Source organism: Burkholderia sp. Bp9016, assembly GCF_003857765.1.
In the GTDB taxonomy this organism is placed as follows: domain Bacteria; phylum Pseudomonadota; class Gammaproteobacteria; order Burkholderiales; family Burkholderiaceae; genus Burkholderia.
In genome coordinates this window covers 36,453-52,880 of record NZ_QTPY01000018.1, presented here as the reverse complement: position 1 = coordinate 52,880, position 16,428 = coordinate 36,453, and the positions used below count along the sequence as shown (strand labels likewise).

Here is a 16,428-nt window from a genome sequence, read left to right as displayed (position 1 = left end):
TTTCAGGGAGCGAAAACATGACTGGAACAACCGCATCTCTCGGTCAACTCGTCGTCCAGATCAGTATGGATCCGAGCGCCTATCAGGCTGGCTCTCGATCGTTGCAAAGCAGTTCGAAGACGGTCGGGCAGGCGATCGGAAATGCGGGCACCACCGGCGCCGCTGCGATGGACAAGGTGTCCGTCCATACGGCCGGCGCGCGCAAGGAATTGCTCGTGATGGCCCACGAGCTGGCGACAGGAAATTTCAAGAATTTCGGCGGCTCGCTGATGGTCTTCGGTGAGCAGATCGACGCGTTCAAACTGATCCTGTCGCCGGTCGGGCTTGCCGTCACTGCGGCGGCTGCGGCGGTTGGTTCGTTTGCGGTAGCGGCATATAAGGGATATGAAGAATCCAAGGCGTTCAACAACGCCCTGATTCTGACTGGCAACTACGCCGGACTGACCTCCAGTAGCTTCGAGGCCATGGCCCAGACGCTCAGCGATCGCACGCATACGAGCATGGGCACCGCGCGTGAGGCAATGATTGGGCTTGTGCAGAGTGGCCAGATTGGCAGTGAGTCGATGGTGGCCCTCGGCGATTCGGCCATTCACATGCACGAGGTGACGGGCCAAAGCCTCGAGGACATCCAGAAGGATTACGCGCGGATGCCGGACGGCGTCGCGAAGTGGGCTGAGCAGCATAACGCCAGCATGCATTTCATGACGACCGCGCAATACGAGTACGTCCGCGAACTCGAAGATGCAGGCGACAAACAGGGGGCGATGCTCGAGGTGGCCCGCACGCTCGATGCGCACTGGACGTCTGAATCGATCCCGAACCTCGGTGCGCTGGAGCGTGCATGGCGAGGTGTCGGTGACGGGATTCGAAGCGCATGGGAGTGGATGAAATCGATTCGTCGAGACGAGACGACCTCCGAAAAGATTGCAGCTGCAAGCGCCGATGTGTCGCGACTGAAGAATGCGCTCAATTCGCCCACCGGCAAGATGAACGCGGACCTGTACCAGGGACAGCTGAACGCAGCGCAGGAGAAGCTGGACAACCTCAACCACGAGGCGTCCCGGGAGCAGTGGTCGGCGGCCGTTAAGGCGCAGGAGGCTGCAACGCAGCAGGCGGGCATTGCGGCGTCCGACTACATCAAGAAACTCCGTGACGAGGAGAAGGGTGTCCAGCGGGTCAATGATGCTCTGAAAGAGTACCGGCAGCATGTCGCCGCGTATAACACGGCCAATCCCGACAACAAGGTCACTGCAGCGCAGCAGGCAGCCGACGAAGCTGCGATTCGGAAGCGGTACAGCGACCACAGTGGTGCCGGGGCGGCAAATAGATTGCGGAAGAGCATCCTCGACGCCGCGCTGCAGGAGACGAAAAACGATCTCGAGCTGATCACTGCCGCGTACAAGTCGCAAGATGATCAGCTGCAGGCATTGCACAAAGCCACTTTGGTTTCGGATCAGGCGTTCTATCAGGCCGAAATTTCGCTCGCGAACGAGACCGCTCAGAAGCAGATCACGGCCTATGAGCGAGAGAAGACGACGCTGCAGGATGCCTACTGGAAGGCTCCGGCAGACGAACGGATCCGGATTACGAAGGAGATCGGCGAGGTCGATACGAAGATCGCGAAGGTACAGCAGGACAACCACGCGAAGATCGCCGTACTGATGACGCAGGAAACGCAAGCGCAGCGCGAATACCTGAAGTCGATTCAGGATGCGCACAATGCGCTTCTGGCGCAGACCGGCGTGACGGCTCCGAAGGCACTGACCGACTACGACCAAAAGTATCGCGGTGCGATGTTGCAGGCGGTGACGACCGGCGATCTCTCGGGTGCAGCATTCCTCGACCAGAATCGCCTACTCACTGACCTGAGCGCGCGGTACAACGATATCGTGGCGCAGGCCAAGGACGCACAGGCGCAGATCTCGCTCGATCAGCAAACTGGCTTAAGTGGTTTGTTTGATGGGTTCTCGCGGCTTCGTGATAACTCGGAGTCGACCGTACAGTCGCTGCAGGTCCTGTATGACCAGGTCAACAGACTGTCCTGGTCGACGACGGACGAGGGCGTGCTGCGCAGTCTCGACCAGCTGCGCGACAAGATCCGGCAGTCGATGCTCGACAGCCGAGGCTATCTGCAGGACTTCACGACTGCAGGTAAGGACGCATTCAGCGGGATGTTTTCCGACATAGTTACGCGATCGAAAACGCCTGCAGATGCGGTCGCATCGATGGTTAGCAGCATGCTTGCGTCGTTTTCTCGGCTCTTTGCGGAGCGAACGTTTTCGTCGCTGATGAATTTGATCATACCGTCGCTCACCTCGGCTGGTTTATCGGCCGTGGGAAATGCATACGGATTTACGATGCCGTCGTCCATCAGCGGCAGTGGGTCCCTCTATGGTCTCGGTGCCGGGATGGAGATGCCCGGATTCACGCTGGCGCGAGCAGGCGGTGGATCGGTCTGGGGGGCGGGCACGAGTACCAGTGACAGCATCAACGCTCGTCTGTCGGATGGTGAGTTTGTAACGCGCGCGTCGGTAGCGTCGCGACCAGGTGTGCGATCGTTCTTGACCGCGTTCAATAATGGCGCGAGTTTGGGTGATGCCGCTCGCTATGCTGGTGGCCTTCCAATGTTGCAAGCGCCGAGCGCGAGTACGTCGCCGCCTGTCGAGGTGCACATTCATGGAGCACCGGAAGGCACGCAGACGACGCAGACGACCGGTGCGAACGGTGCCCCTCGAATCGACGTGTTGTTGCCCGCCATCGATCGACATATCGCGTCCGGAATCTTGTCTGGTAGAGGGGCGACCGCGAAGGCGATGCAAGGGCAATACGGACTCAATCGGGCGGTGGGGGCGAACAGATGACAGATATTGCCGAATGGCCCGCCACGCTGCCCGGGCCGCGTGCGAGCGGGTACGGTATGCAGCCGAAAGCGCGGTTCGCGAGCACGGACCTGGATAGCGGTCGCACACGTAATCGTCGGCGCTCGACGAATGCGCCGACGTCTGTCACCGTTAAGTGGCGCTTCACGCATGCTCAGATGGCGACGTTCGAGGCATTCGTCGAATACGAGATCAACGCCGGCGCTGCCCCTTTCTCGGTCGATCTAGTCAACGGCATTGGTGTCACGCCGGTGCAGGCGATGTTCACGGGCGATCCACCGTATCAGCCAGCGATCAGCGATTCTCGAGCATGGTTCGACGTGACCGCGACGTTGCAGGTCAAGCGTATGCCGGTGGTCAGCTTCGACGTCTACGAGGTGCTAAAGCAACATACCGAGCAGGAAATCGCTGCAATGTCTGACCCACTGCATACCTTCTTGCACGTTCAGTTGCCCGGTCCGTTGCGATGGGATTGATTTAGCTCGTTTTCTTCCTCAGGCTCCGCCCGCCCTGCAGCGATGCCCGGCGGGCTTTTTATTTGAAAATCATGGCGACAATCGACGAAGCGCTTGCGGAAGTCTATGCAAGCAATCCTCAGGATGATTTCGTTCTGAACACGTTGGAACTACGACATCCATCGTTCATCGATGACGCCGGCAATCCGACTGCAATCCGTGTCGTGGCTGGTCACGATTCGCTCGTGGCGCGACTTGAATCCGATGCACCGCTCGATGCGGCTCAAATGGTTCGATTCGAAGCGATGGCGTTCAACTTCAAGTTGCCTTCGATGCAGGAGGGGCAGGCCCCGGAACTGCAGATCACGCTCGACGGCGTAAGCGGCGAGGTTGTCGAACACCTGGAAAACGCCGTGACAATGACGGCGGACGTCGAGGTCACATTCCGCCGGTTCCTCGCGGCGAGTCCGGAAGCTGGTCCCCGGGATGGTAGGCCGATCACGCTCTATGCGTCGATGGCCAAAGCAACTTTGACGCAGGTGACGATGACGGCAAACCTGACGGACATCCACAACAAGGCGTTCCCGTGGCGGACATACTTGCCGGCCGTTTTTCCGGGATTGGTAAGGGGCTCGTGATGACGGCGGACGAGATCAACCGATATGTCGGCCTGCCATGGGTGGCGGGCGCATGCGGTCCCGGTGCGTTCGATTGTTGGGGGTTGCTTGCATGGGTGCAACGCGAGCATTTCGGTTTCGTGTTGCCGGAACGCTCTGTTGATCCCAATACGATGCGAGATCTATACCGCGAGCAGGTTACGGCGGGGCGCTGGCGAGTCGTGCCGAGACCATTGCATGGGTGTGGGGTGCTGCTGCGCGGCGGGGATCAGCCCCACGTCGGTGTGTATTTAAGAAACGACGGCGGTGGCGTTCTCCATGCATCGGAGGGAGTCGGCGTCGTCTTTACGTTGAAGCGGTATTTGGGGGAGGCGGGGTATGCGCGTGCGACCTGGTACGAGTTCCTATAGAGCGACTGTTATTCGTGTGACTGATCCAATCTGTCCGATGCGAGGTCGACAGGTCATTGCACTTGATGAGCCAATATCGATTCGAGAATGGTTGCGCGATGCTGCGATCGATCACTCGCGCCTGATTGTGAACGTCAGCGGCGACTTCTGGCTGCGCCATGAATGGGATCTTCTGATCCCGCACGGCGCTGTCGTGGTGGGGATGCCGGTTCCGCATGGCGGAGGAGGATCGAATCCGCTGTCGATGATTTTGCAGATCGCGGTGATGGCTGCAGCGCTTACGATTCCCGGGGCGCAGTGGGGTTTAGCGTTGACGGCGGGCACGTGGGGATTCGGATTGGCAACGGCCGGAATCATGTTGGGTGGAACGCTGCTCGTCAACGCGCTCGTGCCGCCGGCTAGGGTGAATCCGGCTGTTACCGGGACGACGACGAGCCCGACATATGGCTTGCAGGCAAATGGCAACCAGGCGCGTTTGCTCGATGCGATCCCTGTTATCTACGGGCACATGAAGAGTAAGCCGGACCTTGCATCGCAACCCTATACCGAATACGTCGGCAATGAGCAGTATCTGTATCAGCTCTTTTGCATCACGCAAGGGAAGTATCAAGTCGAGCAGATCCTGATCGGTGACACACCGATCGAGAACTTCAGCGAGATCACCTACGAGGTCATCGGGCAAAATCAGCCTGTCACGCTGTTTCCTGACAACGTCGTGACCAGCTCGGAGGTTGCCGGGATCGAGCTGCAGGCACCGAACGATAGCGGCGATTGGGTTGGCCCGTTCGTCGCGAATCCGGCTGGCAGCAGCGCGAACTTCATTGGCCTCGATCTCGTGCTGCCGTCGGGTTTGTTCTATGCGAACGACGATGGCTCTCTCGGATCACTGGCGCTCACGTTTGAGGCTCAGGCTCGCCGAGTCGATTACGCAGGAAATGCGACTTCGGACTGGATCCGGCTCGATATGCGAGAGCTGAAGATGGCCACGTCGCAACCGCAGCAGATGAGTTATCGGTACGGCGTCGCGTCAGGGCGCTACGAAGTGCGCATGCGTCGAACGACGAATCTGAACACCGACAGTCGGGCACAAAACCGGGTTCAATGGGTCGGCATGCGTGCGTATCTGCCTAGCGAGCGGTATTACGGTAACGTCACTCTGCTTGCCATGCGCATGCGGGCGACGAATAACCTGAACAACAACTCGGCGCATGACGTGAACGTGGTCGGCACGCGCATGCTGCCGATCTGGGACGGCACGACATGGAGTGCGGAGCAGCCGACTCGCCGCATTGCTTGGGCGTTCGCGGATGCCTGCCGCAACGCGGATTACAGCGTTGGTTTGCCCGACCGACGGATCGACCTCGACACGCTACTCGAGCTGGATGCGACATGGCAGGCGCGGGGGGACAATTTCGACGGCGTCTTCGACACGAAAGGTACGTTCTGGGATGCGCTGACCACGATTGGTGCCGCCGGGCGGGCGATGCCTATGTACTTCGGCGATGTCGTGAGCATCGTGCGCGACGAACCGAAAACCGTGCGGACGGCCATGTACACGCCGGATCGGATGTTACCGGCATCGCTGGAGATTCAGTATTCGTTCAATTCGAGCGACACGCCTGACTCAGTCGAGGTGCAGTACTACGATGCAACCACGTGGTCATGGCAGACGGTGATGTGCGTGCCTGCTGGGTCAGCCGGCGCCAACCCGGCGAGCGTCAAGATGATTGGCGTCACTGATCGGCAGCAGGCTTGGCGCGAGGGCATCTACAAGGCATATGCGAATCGGGATCAGCGTAAGCAGGTGTCGTTCTCGACGGAGCTGGAAGGATTGATTCCGCGTTATGGTGACCTGGTCGGTGTGGCGCACGATCTGCCGCGCTGGGGCATCTCAGGGACGGTTGATGGCGAGGAAAACGGCATCGTGCTCGTTGATCAGCAACTCGAGTGGGCGGTCGGCGCGCAGCACTATGTGTATTTCTCAATGCCGAACGGTGCTCCGACAGGTGGGATTCGCGTGCGGCAACCGACGGGCGATACCGAGGGCACGAGCATGGAGCTGATGGATCCGCTGCCGGCCGGATTTTTTTTCAGCGACGGCTTTTCATCGGAACCGACGACGTTCGCATTCGGCCCAGCGATCGATCGAGCGATGCAGGACGTTCGCCTGATTTCAGCGTCGCCGGGAGATAACAACCAGGTAGACCTCGTGACAGTGAACGCAGCCGATAGCCCGCATCTTGCGGAGACGCAACTGGATCCGCCGGCGCCGGTATCGCCTTCGTTGCTGCCAGGCATTATCCATGCGCCGATCATCGTGCAGGTTAATGTTGATTGGCGGATCGTGCCGGGCTCCGTGGCGATCACTGCAGGTGGTGCGCGCGGCGCGGTGACATACGAGTATCAAGGATCGGCGAATAACGGGGAATCTTGGCAACCGCTTGGGACGTCGCGCACAAATTCGCTCACGGCTCCGATCGCGATTGGCGACTGGATCTTCCGTGTACGAGCGTTTGGCGCCAGCGGCCTGCCCGGACCATGGACGCAATGGTCGGGAACGGTCGAGAAGTTTTTCTATCCACCGGCACCACCGGCATTGTCGCTACGTGAACCGTTCACGGGCAGTCAGTTGTCAGTCGAAATCCAGCGCTTGCCGGAGATTGATTATTTCCACGTGCAGGTCGTTGTTGGCGGTGTCGTGAAATACGAAGTCGACATCACGGCGCAGAATTTTACGTGGTCGCTTGAGCAGGCACGGCAGGCAGGTGCGGTCGCGCCGTCGTTTGATATTCGTGTCGCAGGCGGAAACATCGCCGGCTTGGGCAACTTCGCGAGCCTGACCGTCGTCAGCACGCCTCCGGATTCTCCGACTGCTTCGTTTGTACCCGGTTCCGGCTCGAACGGTACGTTGTCGTGGGCGTCGACGGGAACGATCCATACCGCGAGCTACGTCGTTCGACAGGACGGCAGCGTCATCTACGCAGGGACGAACACCAGCAAGGTCGTCGCCGGCAATCTGCAATACGCGATCACTTCTGTCGGCGATTGGGGTTCGGAATCAACACCGACGCTCATCGATACGTCGCTCACGGATCCGCCCGATACGGGCGGTGGCGGTGGGGCGTAAAAGGCAAAGCAACTTTTGAGGCACACAAGGCCGCTCTTCGGAGCGGCCTTTTTATTGGGCGAAACCATGGCGCTTACACCCATTCAGGCCATTGCACGGCTTCCTGTCGATGGCGAGATCCTTCACAAAATCACGCAGGGCCCGGCAACCGGTCCGTCGAGCCAGGTTCAAACGGAAAACGGCTTGGTCTCGACGGCCGCGCGAGCAATCTCGCTGGTGCAGGCCGTCAGTGCGCAGGCAATCGGCGAAATCCAGGCGCTTGCCGCGGCACAGGGATATCAGGTTCCCGTCGCATACGCAGCGGGAATTGTGCTGACCACGGCAAACCAGACGGTCGAGCACAACGGCCAGACCTACGCGCCGATCTCTAGCGCTCTGCCGTTCACGACAAGCGGCACATTCGAGGCGGACAAATTTCGGTTGATCCAGGGCGTCTCGGCTGCCGATCTGGCAGCTTCGACAGGTGCGTCGGGCGTTGGCTTTGCACAAAACTTGACCGGGGCGGCGACGCGTTCGGCTCAGGATAAGTTAGCCGAAATCAAGAGCGTGACGGACTGGCCTATTGGGCCACGCCTCCATTCGGATATGTTCTCTGCGGCGGTACAAAACGCACCTGGTGTCGACAATGTGCCGCCGCCGTATAACGCTATTCCGCATCCGATTACGGTCGTTTTGCGTGTTCCCGCAGGGGATTTTAAGCTGCCTGATCTGGTAGATACTCAAGGGCGCGAAGCGGTATACATCGTTGATCCGGGCGCGAAGTTCGACAACATCGATAATCTCAACGGGACCATCATTCGCGATGGATTTCGTAAAACTAAGCGCTTTCCGTTGGGTACGCTCGATCAGGCTACTGGCCACTACTTTGCGGTTGGCACTTCGAGCAACGATCGGAATCCGCCGGTGCTCGGTGTCACATCGACCCAGCAGATGGCCGACTATGCGCAGCGTGACGCCGTAGGACTCGTTGCCGCCGCATACTCGTACAAATACCTCGTCAATGCTGGGACAGCTACCTATACGGCTACCACAGCAACGATCGGTGCACTCGATTCCGATACGGTTAAGCGGTTGCGTCGCGGCATGGTTATCTATACCGGTCATGCAACTCGATGCTGCGGCATTCTCGATGGTTGGTCCAGCGATGGCTCGACGCTGTCCGTGATGGAGTGGCGTGCGAAGGGCGGTACGGCTGCTGTTACGCCGGCCGACGGTATTGGCCTCACCATCGGCACTGACAAGTTGTGGGCAATGAATGCTGTCGTGAACCTCGAGGCAGATGGCAGCGTCACGCAGGGTATTGGCATTGAAATCTCCGCTCGGAACCACAAGGGTGATTCCTCGACAGACATCGATAATCCCCTCTATCGGATGTGGGGTGTGCTGTCTTCGACGGAGGCTGCTGGTGTACCCGGCACGTACCAATCGCAGGCCGCTTTTGTTGCAAATGGCAACTGGTACTACGGTATCGTGTCACACTCGCAGCAAGTCGGTGTATACGTTCAATCGCCCTCAACTCAGCTGGGCTATCTGTACAAGGGGGTTGGCTATGTGATGCAGGTCATCAACGCCACCACAGGCAATCTATCCTATCGCCTGAATTACACCGGCGATGTTGAGATTGGGCAGCGAGAAGTTGCTTCAACCTCGGGCAAGAGCTTTCGTTTCAATACCAGCGGAAACCCATCCAATGGTGGAGACGTAACCATTATTGCCTCTGGTGGCACGTCTGCTTTTGGTAATGGCTCTTTGGCGATCAATGCCATCGATACCCGTTTCCAGGGGGTGGTTCGACCAGCCACCAGTAACGTTTGGGATCTTGGTTCCGCCACGTATCTCTGGAAAACCATCTACGGTGCTTCAGGTGCGGTAAGCACCTCAGATGCTCGTTTGAAGACCCTGCGGGGTGACGGTGGATTCACGGACGACGAGCTGGATGCTTGGGGTGATGTGAGCCAGAAGGTCTATCAGTTCAATTCCGCCATTGCCCTGAAGTCTGCTGAAGATGCTCGCCTGCATGCAGGCTATCTGGCTCAGGACTTCCAGGCGGCCTTTGCTGCAAGGGGGCTGGATGCATCCCGGTATGGCTTCTGGTGCCAGGATGAAGTGACCGAGGTAGTCAGGGAAGTTCAGTCTGTCACTCGCCAGAAGAGGGACGTCAAACAGACTGAGCAGGTCTATGTTGATGTCGTCGACGGGGTTCCGGTCCAAAAGAAGCGAACCATCGAAGAGGAAGTTGATGCCCTGGAGATGGTTCAAGTCGTGGATGAGAACGGCACGCCCTTGTTCCGCGAGTATGAAGTCACGCGGACAGATGATGACGGCAATTCCCACAAAGCCACTGTGGTTGAGCCCATCACCTACGGCATTCCTGTAATGGAAACGGTGGAGATGGAAGTGGAAGTAACCAGGCCTGCCGGTACACGTCTCGGTCTTCGCTATGAAGAGTGTGCCGTTTGGGAGGCAGCGTATATGCGCCGAGAGGTCGCGAAGTTGACGGCCGAAATCGTGGCGCTCAAGAATCCGGGAGGAAGTGCGCCGCAAACAACGAATCCTTGACGAGACCAGCTGCGCGTAGTCATAAGCCGCAGTAATTAATCACAAGCCGCCATTGCGCGGCTTTTTTTATTTCCGGGGAAGCGATGCAAGAACACGAAAAAACCTTTCTGGAGCTGATCGTCATGGGCGGATTGATCGGGGTTGCAAAGTTACTTGTCAGCAGCGAGCAACTGACGTTTCGCGTGATCGCCGGGCGTGCGTTGCTCGGATCGGCAACGTCGATGGTGGCTGGTGTTGTGCTGCTTCAGATTCCCGATTTGCCGCCGCTCGCGCTGCTTGGTATTGGGAGCGCGTTCGGCATCGTCGGGTCGCAGTACATCGAAGTGCTGCTCAAGCGCAAGGCGCGAAATATTTTCGGAGGAAAGTGAATATGGATTTGAACGGCAAGATTGATGCGCTGATCGGGCGCGAAGGCAAGTTCTCGAATGATCCGAACGACAAAGGGAACTGGTATCTCGGCAAGCTCGAGGGAACGATGTGGGGCATCACGGCCGCCGTCGCGCGCTCGTTCGGCTATACAGGGCCGATGAATCAGCTGACGCGCGACACGGCGATCGCGATCTACGCGCAGCGCTACTGGAGTGGAGTCAAGTTCGACCAGGTCGCCGCGCTCGACGATCGACTCGCTGAGCGACTGTTCGATATCGGCGTCAACGCGGGGCAGGCTACCGGGGTGAAGTTCTTGCAGCGCGCACTCAATACGCTGAATCACGGCGCCAAGGATTTCCCGGATCTGACCGTCGACGGGGGCATCGGCACCATCACGCTCGGGGCGATGAAGGCTTATATCGGACAGCGCGGCCAGCAAGGGCGCGACGTGCTGTTTTTCATGGTGGCCTCGATGCATTCGGTGTTCTATGTCGAAAGCGCTGAGAATCGCCCGGCCAACGAAGATTACGAATACGGCTGGCAAATCAACCGTGCAATGAATGGGGTGCGCGTATGAGCTCGACGTGGGGTGATGTGGCGGCGGCCGTTTCGAAGTTTGCGCCGATTCTCGGTAGCGCGGTGCCGGGTGTCGGCACGATCGTAGGAGCCGGCGTTGGTTTGGCCGCCGGCGTGATCGCGAAGGCGCTCGGCACGGAGCCGGCGCCGGACTGCATCATGGCGGCGATCGCGAGCGATCCGGAGGCGGCCGCGAAGCTACGGCAGGCGGAATTGGATCACGAGCGAGACCTCGCACAAATCGCGGCGCAGCGCGAACAGGCACAACTTGCGTACGAGCAGTCGATCTACGCGGCCGAAGCGGCCGACCGTGACAGCGCACGCAAGCTGGCGGCGCAGCAACCGAGGGACTGGATGCGACCCACGCTCAGTATTGCCGTCGTCACGGCGACGATCGGAATCGTGCTGTTGGTGCTGCTCGGCGTCGCGGACGGCACGCTGAAGGATCCGGTGATTGCTGCGACTGCCGGTGGATTGGTGATGTATTTCGTGCGGGAGTCGTCGCAGGTGCTCGGTTATTGGTTCGGTATGACGAAGGAGGCGAGCGTAACGAACGCGAAGGTGGCCGAATTTGCGACGGCGCCGGGCACCGTCACGCTTGAGCAGGCCGGAGCGTCCGGCACGCCGTCTTCGAACTGACATGGTCCGGAGAAGGACGGAGCCACCGTGTGGATGTAGCTGCATTCATGCAGTCGGTTTCTCACTGATATACCAGTGAATCAGCCGAGGCTCTGATTCCCATTGGTAGGCCGAATAATATTAGGAAAGACTTTGATAGTGACAAATCCCACCATCCCTTGGATTTGCCTAGGGGCGACGAGCGGCATCGTGAGCGCGTTATCGGACGATTTGCTCACCGTTGCTGCGTCGTTCCACGGTGACCCGTCGATGGACATTTCCCGACGGTCACTTCTAGCCTCATTGAGGCTCCCGTGCCATCGTTTTCGGACGCACATATCCCTCGTAAGCCTCGCGTCGCGGCCTCGGCGTTGGATCCACCGGGTTCGGGCCGGTGAATTTTTGATTTAAATGGACCGTGACGGCTACATGCTGGTTGAATACCGGGCTATTTGGCGTTGGCCCGGCAACGAGGGTATTTGTGTTAAAAACGCCAGCGACTGCTGCAATGCGTGATGAAACGTGTCGATTACCTTTCGTGATTTCTTCAATGCACTCAGCAAAAATCACACCGACGGCTGGGTCAGAATGACTCCCCCCGATCACAACAATCCCACCAATCGATCCAGTAAGTTGATCGCGTGCTGCCTTAAGTTCCTTTCTGACGCACTTTTCGATTTCATCTTTTGATGGAGGCGAAGACGGCCAAAAGAGTGCTCTCGGCGCTTTAACCTCGATTGATAAGCGATCGTTGGCTGAGGCGTTGATGTAGAGATCGGGTGACTGTCCTTCCTGAACTGGAGCAGTTATCCCAATTGCGGTTCCGTGATCAGCAAGGTGACTAGCGAAGCTCAGCATGGTCATAGCATGGTGGAATTCGTTGCATAACGATCTTCCGATGATGGGGAAGAGGGGGTGATGCGCCCATCGAGCACAAAAGTGACGAACAAAACTCAGATAGCCCATTGCTTGCCTGTCTTCGACACTTCCCATTACGCCCCCCTCCAACCGCTTTCTTAAGTGCACGATAGCCCACGCAGGTGGGCACTGGAGGAAGTAATGGTTTCCCGCTTGCACTGCTCGTTCAACGGACACCATCGCGGGCCTGAAGGACTGTCCGGTGAGTAGGTCGAGCTGTTCCACGGTAGCGTCAAGCGAATCATCATCCAACGAAAGGTTTCCTTGCGCCAGTTCTCGCCGCATTGCACCAGTGAGGGCTCGTACTCGTTCGATTTCTTGCTCTGATATGAATATTGTAGGGCGAGTCGTCATGTCGACTGTGCTCCCCAGCTTGTAGCGTCCGGTTCGCCCGACTGTCACGATTGGAATGGGAAGCGATTCTTCATTGGGCCAAGACGGTGTCCTAGTTATTCCGCCGCATGAGAAGCATTGGATATCAAGGGCGATCAAACGCCTGGGTTCATAGCCTTCCACTAGTAAATTTTGGCAATGAACGCAATTGAGTTGGACTCCGTGCGCGTTGCATCTGAATATTGGAAATTGGCTGACCTGAATCAATACGGGATAATCGGAAAGGTCGGGGGTAGTTGGTAATATCATTTTTTTATTCATGCAAATTACCCGGAGACGAGTGACAAGGCCAAGCAATATCGAAAAAAATCCTCGTAGCATCGTGGTTCAGTTCCGAACGGTGTTGACTTCCTAGGTGCGCCGAATTGCTTAGCATTCTATCTGATGCATCAGGCCGATGGCCGCTGCGAACCAGCGCATATCGTTGGCCGTATTGCCCGAACCGTTGTCGCGTAGCCACTCGACTTCGGACGGCGTATGCAGTTCGTTGCCAACCCGATTTTCCACTGCAGCCAGCATTACGTCGCGCACGATGTTGCCGCTGTGACCTGCCGTCGTGGCTGCCCAGTTCATCGTCTCACGGTCGCAGCAATCCAGCGCGAACGTTACGCGCAGCGGCTCCCTGTTGTCGCAGCCGAACTCGAAGCCGTCCGAGCACCATCGCTGATTGCTACGCTCGACGGTCTGCAAAGCCGTTTTGCCGTGGCGCCCGGGACGGTCAGTGCCGCGCTAGCATCCGGAGCATTGGCAACGCAGTGAGAAAGAGTCGCCGTATCTGGGCCAGATGGCGGTGGTAAAACCATTATTTTATTTTTTGATTAGTTGAGTTTCGAATTGGTATCCTCGTAATTTCCCGATTTGCAATATCTCAATTCACCACTATCGTTAGAAACGAAATAGCAAAATCTTAACCAATGTCGCATATTGAAGGCATCGATATAATCTATCCTTCCAATGATGTAGCTGTATCGCCAGTGCCCGGTGTTAAATAATGTAGGTGCATTTCCAGCGGTAATCAGAGGCAAGGTTGTCGCCATGTTCGGGGCTATAGATCCTGGTGTCCAGGAGTTTGTCGGGAATCTATCTGAAGTATTCTGCATTATCTCAATGGATTTCGGATTATCGAGAATGTCATCCCCGCCTTCGGGGTTATAGATCTTTGCCACAACGTCCCGTGCCACGGTTTTTCCAACATTTTGGATATATATCTGGTATTTGAAAAACTTTGGGAAGGCCGCCGAAGGTGTCTGTTGCTGAGGATCTGCGGACTTGATTTCCAACCATGCTCTTTCGTCAGTCTTAAATGCCTGCTCTGTTGCACGTAGGCTCTCGCGCGCGATTTCTGCCTGCCATGCCGTGCCAACAGCGGCTACAACAGCAACAAAAAAACTCAAACTGGAGATGTTAAATTTTATAAGCTTAAAAACAGAGCGCATGATAAATTCTTGATTTTTTTGCTGTTTCTGAGTTGCGGGTTGCGATTGTGGATTGCGACTCTTTTTCGATTCGGATCGATTTGTTTTTTCTGGAATAAATTTTATCCTCTTTAGGTGCTTTCGAATTGCCATGTCCGTGACGGCAGTCGCCCCGCATGGCCAGACGGCTGGTTGGCACAGTTGCGCGGCGGAGGCGCTGGTTCCTGACACAACAAAGTCCACAACTGCGCCCCGGTGTGATTCCGAAAATCTAATCTGAAGCGCAATGTAGGTCCCCGTCTATCCGGTAGACCGCCATTGGCCCTCAGGCGGATCTATCCATCTGGTGCGAATTGAAACTTGCGGTTGCGTCAGCTATTGTGCGGCCGCTTGAGTATCTTGTCGATCGAGGCCTGTTGCTGAAGCATTGGCGACCAAGGCAAGCTCGACGAGCGCGATGGCGCTCCAAGGGGGCGTGTGCGAGGTGCTGCCGGCTATCGTTGGTTGCGCGAGTGCGCAGGCAAAATAAAACTGGCCATGCGTTGCCGCGTAGCGGGCTGTATGGCAGCTCGCGTACTTGGGAGCTTACGCCGTCTGCCGGAGCGCTGCGGCCGTACTGCTGGCCGACTGATTGGCCGGGGCTGGCGTGGGCGGCTGACCTCCGTCCTGCTTCTTCTGCTGTACGTTGAGCCTGGTCAGATAAGGTGTTGTTGCAGCATTAGGCGATGCAAGTTGCTGTGCATCCAAACGGTGGGATCGGGTGCTTAGAGGCACAAAAGCCCTCTGCGAGCGGGCTTTTTTACGTGCTACAAATTTGCTACAGCAGGGGCGGAATTCTTGCTGGATAAGCCTTGCGCTTATCATTCCATCCCCTGAACTATGCGGTGAACTGACGTGGCTACTTCGTCGCGGTTTGTTTTCGCACCTCATCGCGAAGATATCGAAGCTCTTCGGACGTAAGTGACCGACCAATCGAATCGCGCGCTTGTGCCAGCACCTTACCGTCGTGCTCTCGGGGAACGCTTGAGCTCGAAGAAGCCATTGCAGACTCGAAAGCTGCTTTCTCCGGTTCGGTAAGTGACGCGAGATATTGCGCGACAACGGCGGGATAGTCGACAGTCTTCTCGGAAACCTTTTCTGGTGGTTTGGCGGGTTGGCTATTCCCGGTCGTAGGCTGCACGGCGCAGGTCCCTTTCATGGCTTGTGCAAATTTAGCCGCAGTTTGAGGAGGGGCCGCCTGTGCAGGCGCTTTTGCCGGTTGAGGTGGCGCGGCCGGATTAATTGTGAGGAATGTTGAGACTTCCTTCCGTGTGATTTGCGTGTTTGTGTCGGACTCTTGACGAAGCAAATTCGAGACATTCGTGCCTTCGACCGTCAACAGGTGAACGCGCACACCGCGTTCTTGAGCGAGCTCAACGCCAATACGCAGGTCCTCGTCGCCCCCTACCAGTACGGCATCGCATATCGCCGAATTTCTGGCCAGATCGGCTAGGTCGGTAACGATTCTGGCGTCAACCCCTTTCTGCTCGCCGACGGCGTTCACGATTCCCAGGCGCAGTTTGATATTGTCGGTCGAAGCCAAGCTTTGTTGGTCTGTCGACTGTCGGCCGTTCACGAGCCCGTCATACCAGTAAATTCTGAGTAACGGTAAGTCGCTGAGGGCGCAAGCCTTTTCCTCCAAGAGCGCAAAGATTGCTGGCACGTTCAGGGTTATTTCGTGGCGCTTCTTTGCGCTACCGCTGATGGAGGCCGAGCCGCCGGCAAACACGTGTCCAGCATCAACAAATACTGCAACCCGATCCAAGTCTGTCCCCGTAAATGTAAAGGCCCTCACTACGGAGTAGTGAGGGCCTGCTGTGTAACCGTCCCTAACGTAAGTGGTAGAGAGACGGTCTCGCAAGTATATGGCCAGTTGCCAGAATTGCAAGCCTTGTCGAGCGAAGCGCACCGAAGAATTTGGGGATGTCGCTGTGCAACACCCCTATGCCTTTTGTGAGAGTTTGCCGACATGTGCGTGGTATGTGTGTGTTACGCATAAAACTATTGTTTTATGCGTGATGAATTGGTAGTATGCGCATGTTGATGACTATGA

12 protein-coding genes and 1 pseudogene are annotated in these 16,428 nt (G+C 57.4%); 9 read left to right on the top strand and 4 right to left on the bottom strand.

Features of this window, described 5'->3' with window-relative positions:
* Positions 1–17: 17 nt before the first annotated feature.
* The 9 genes from DIE13_RS21835 (at position 18) to DIE13_RS21795 (ending at position 11,631) form a co-directional block, all read left to right on the top strand.
* Positions 18–2,861, top strand: coding sequence for a phage tail length tape measure family protein (locus DIE13_RS21835; protein ID WP_124829194.1), 2,844 nt, complete (start codon positions 18–20; stop codon positions 2,859–2,861).
* Complete coding sequence (locus DIE13_RS21830) at positions 2,858–3,355, top strand: hypothetical protein (RefSeq protein WP_124829192.1); 498 nt, start codon at positions 2,858–2,860, stop codon at positions 3,353–3,355. The genes DIE13_RS21835 and DIE13_RS21830 overlap by 4 nt, the downstream gene beginning before the upstream one ends.
* A 71-nt stretch (positions 3,356–3,426) precedes the next feature.
* Complete coding sequence (locus DIE13_RS21825) at positions 3,427–3,972, top strand: DUF1833 family protein (protein ID WP_124829191.1); 546 nt, start codon at positions 3,427–3,429, stop codon at positions 3,970–3,972.
* Positions 3,972–4,361 carry an NlpC/P60 family protein gene (locus DIE13_RS21820; protein WP_124829333.1) on the top strand — a complete coding sequence of 130 codons (390 nt, stop codon included), beginning with the start codon at positions 3,972–3,974 and terminating at the stop codon, positions 4,359–4,361. Before DIE13_RS21825 ends, DIE13_RS21820 begins: the two co-directional genes overlap by 1 nt.
* Before the next feature lie 91 nt (positions 4,362–4,452).
* Positions 4,453–7,488, top strand: coding sequence for a host specificity factor TipJ family phage tail protein (locus DIE13_RS21815; RefSeq protein WP_185731212.1), 3,036 nt, complete (start codon positions 4,453–4,455; stop codon positions 7,486–7,488).
* A gap of 66 nt (positions 7,489–7,554) precedes the next feature.
* Positions 7,555–10,047 (top strand): tail fiber domain-containing protein, encoded by a 2,493-nt coding sequence (locus DIE13_RS21810; protein ID WP_124829187.1) that lies wholly within the window; start codon positions 7,555–7,557, stop codon positions 10,045–10,047.
* An 83-nt stretch (positions 10,048–10,130) separates the two neighbouring features.
* Positions 10,131–10,415, top strand: a complete 285-nt coding sequence (locus DIE13_RS21805) for a phage holin family protein (RefSeq protein ID WP_124829185.1) — start codon at positions 10,131–10,133, stop codon at positions 10,413–10,415.
* A 2-nt stretch (positions 10,416–10,417) separates the two neighbouring features.
* Positions 10,418–10,993, top strand: coding sequence for a glycoside hydrolase family 108 protein (locus DIE13_RS21800; RefSeq protein WP_124829183.1), 576 nt, complete (start codon positions 10,418–10,420; stop codon positions 10,991–10,993).
* A 113-nt stretch (positions 10,994–11,106) separates the two neighbouring features.
* A complete protein-coding gene (locus DIE13_RS21795) occupies positions 11,107–11,631 on the top strand; it encodes a hypothetical protein (protein WP_260435105.1) in 525 nt (174 codons plus the stop codon).
* A 279-nt stretch (positions 11,632–11,910) separates the two neighbouring features.
* Here DIE13_RS21795 and DIE13_RS21790 read toward each other — a convergent pair whose 3' ends face one another.
* The 4 genes and pseudogenes from DIE13_RS21790 to DIE13_RS21775 all read right to left on the bottom strand — a co-directional run bounded on the left by DIE13_RS21790 (position 11,911) and on the right by DIE13_RS21775 (position 16,140).
* Complete coding sequence (locus tag DIE13_RS21790; RefSeq protein ID WP_124829179.1) at positions 11,911–12,603, bottom strand: hypothetical protein; 693 nt, start codon at positions 12,601–12,603, stop codon at positions 11,911–11,913.
* 708 nt (positions 12,604–13,311) lie between these two features.
* Positions 13,312–13,638, bottom strand: a pseudogene (locus tag DIE13_RS21785) (DDE-type integrase/transposase/recombinase); the annotation flags it as partial.
* A gap of 101 nt (positions 13,639–13,739) precedes the next feature.
* On the bottom strand, positions 13,740–14,567 hold the full coding sequence (locus DIE13_RS21780; RefSeq protein WP_124829177.1) for a hypothetical protein: 828 nt from the start codon (positions 14,565–14,567) through the stop codon (positions 13,740–13,742).
* A gap of 667 nt (positions 14,568–15,234) precedes the next feature.
* On the bottom strand, positions 15,235–16,140 hold the full coding sequence (locus DIE13_RS21775; protein WP_185731211.1) for an NYN domain-containing protein: 906 nt from the start codon (positions 16,138–16,140) through the stop codon (positions 15,235–15,237).
* Between the last annotated feature and the right edge of the window lie 288 nt (positions 16,141–16,428).

Coding starts and splice junctions, on each gene's coding strand:
- DIE13_RS21835 (WP_124829194.1), top strand. CDS start 18: ATGACTGGAACAACCGCATCTCTCGGTCAACTCGTCGTCCAGATCAGT.
- DIE13_RS21830 (WP_124829192.1), top strand. CDS start 2,858: ATGACAGATATTGCCGAATGGCCCGCCACGCTGCCCGGGCCGCGTGCG.
- DIE13_RS21825 (WP_124829191.1), top strand. CDS start 3,427: ATGGCGACAATCGACGAAGCGCTTGCGGAAGTCTATGCAAGCAATCCT.
- DIE13_RS21820 (WP_124829333.1), top strand. CDS start 3,972: ATGACGGCGGACGAGATCAACCGATATGTCGGCCTGCCATGGGTGGCG.
- DIE13_RS21810 (WP_124829187.1), top strand. CDS start 7,555: ATGGCGCTTACACCCATTCAGGCCATTGCACGGCTTCCTGTCGATGGC.
- DIE13_RS21805 (WP_124829185.1), top strand. CDS start 10,131: ATGCAAGAACACGAAAAAACCTTTCTGGAGCTGATCGTCATGGGCGGA.
- DIE13_RS21800 (WP_124829183.1), top strand. CDS start 10,418: ATGGATTTGAACGGCAAGATTGATGCGCTGATCGGGCGCGAAGGCAAG.
- DIE13_RS21790 (WP_124829179.1), bottom strand. CDS start 12,603: ATGGGAAGTGTCGAAGACAGGCAAGCAATGGGCTATCTGAGTTTTGTT.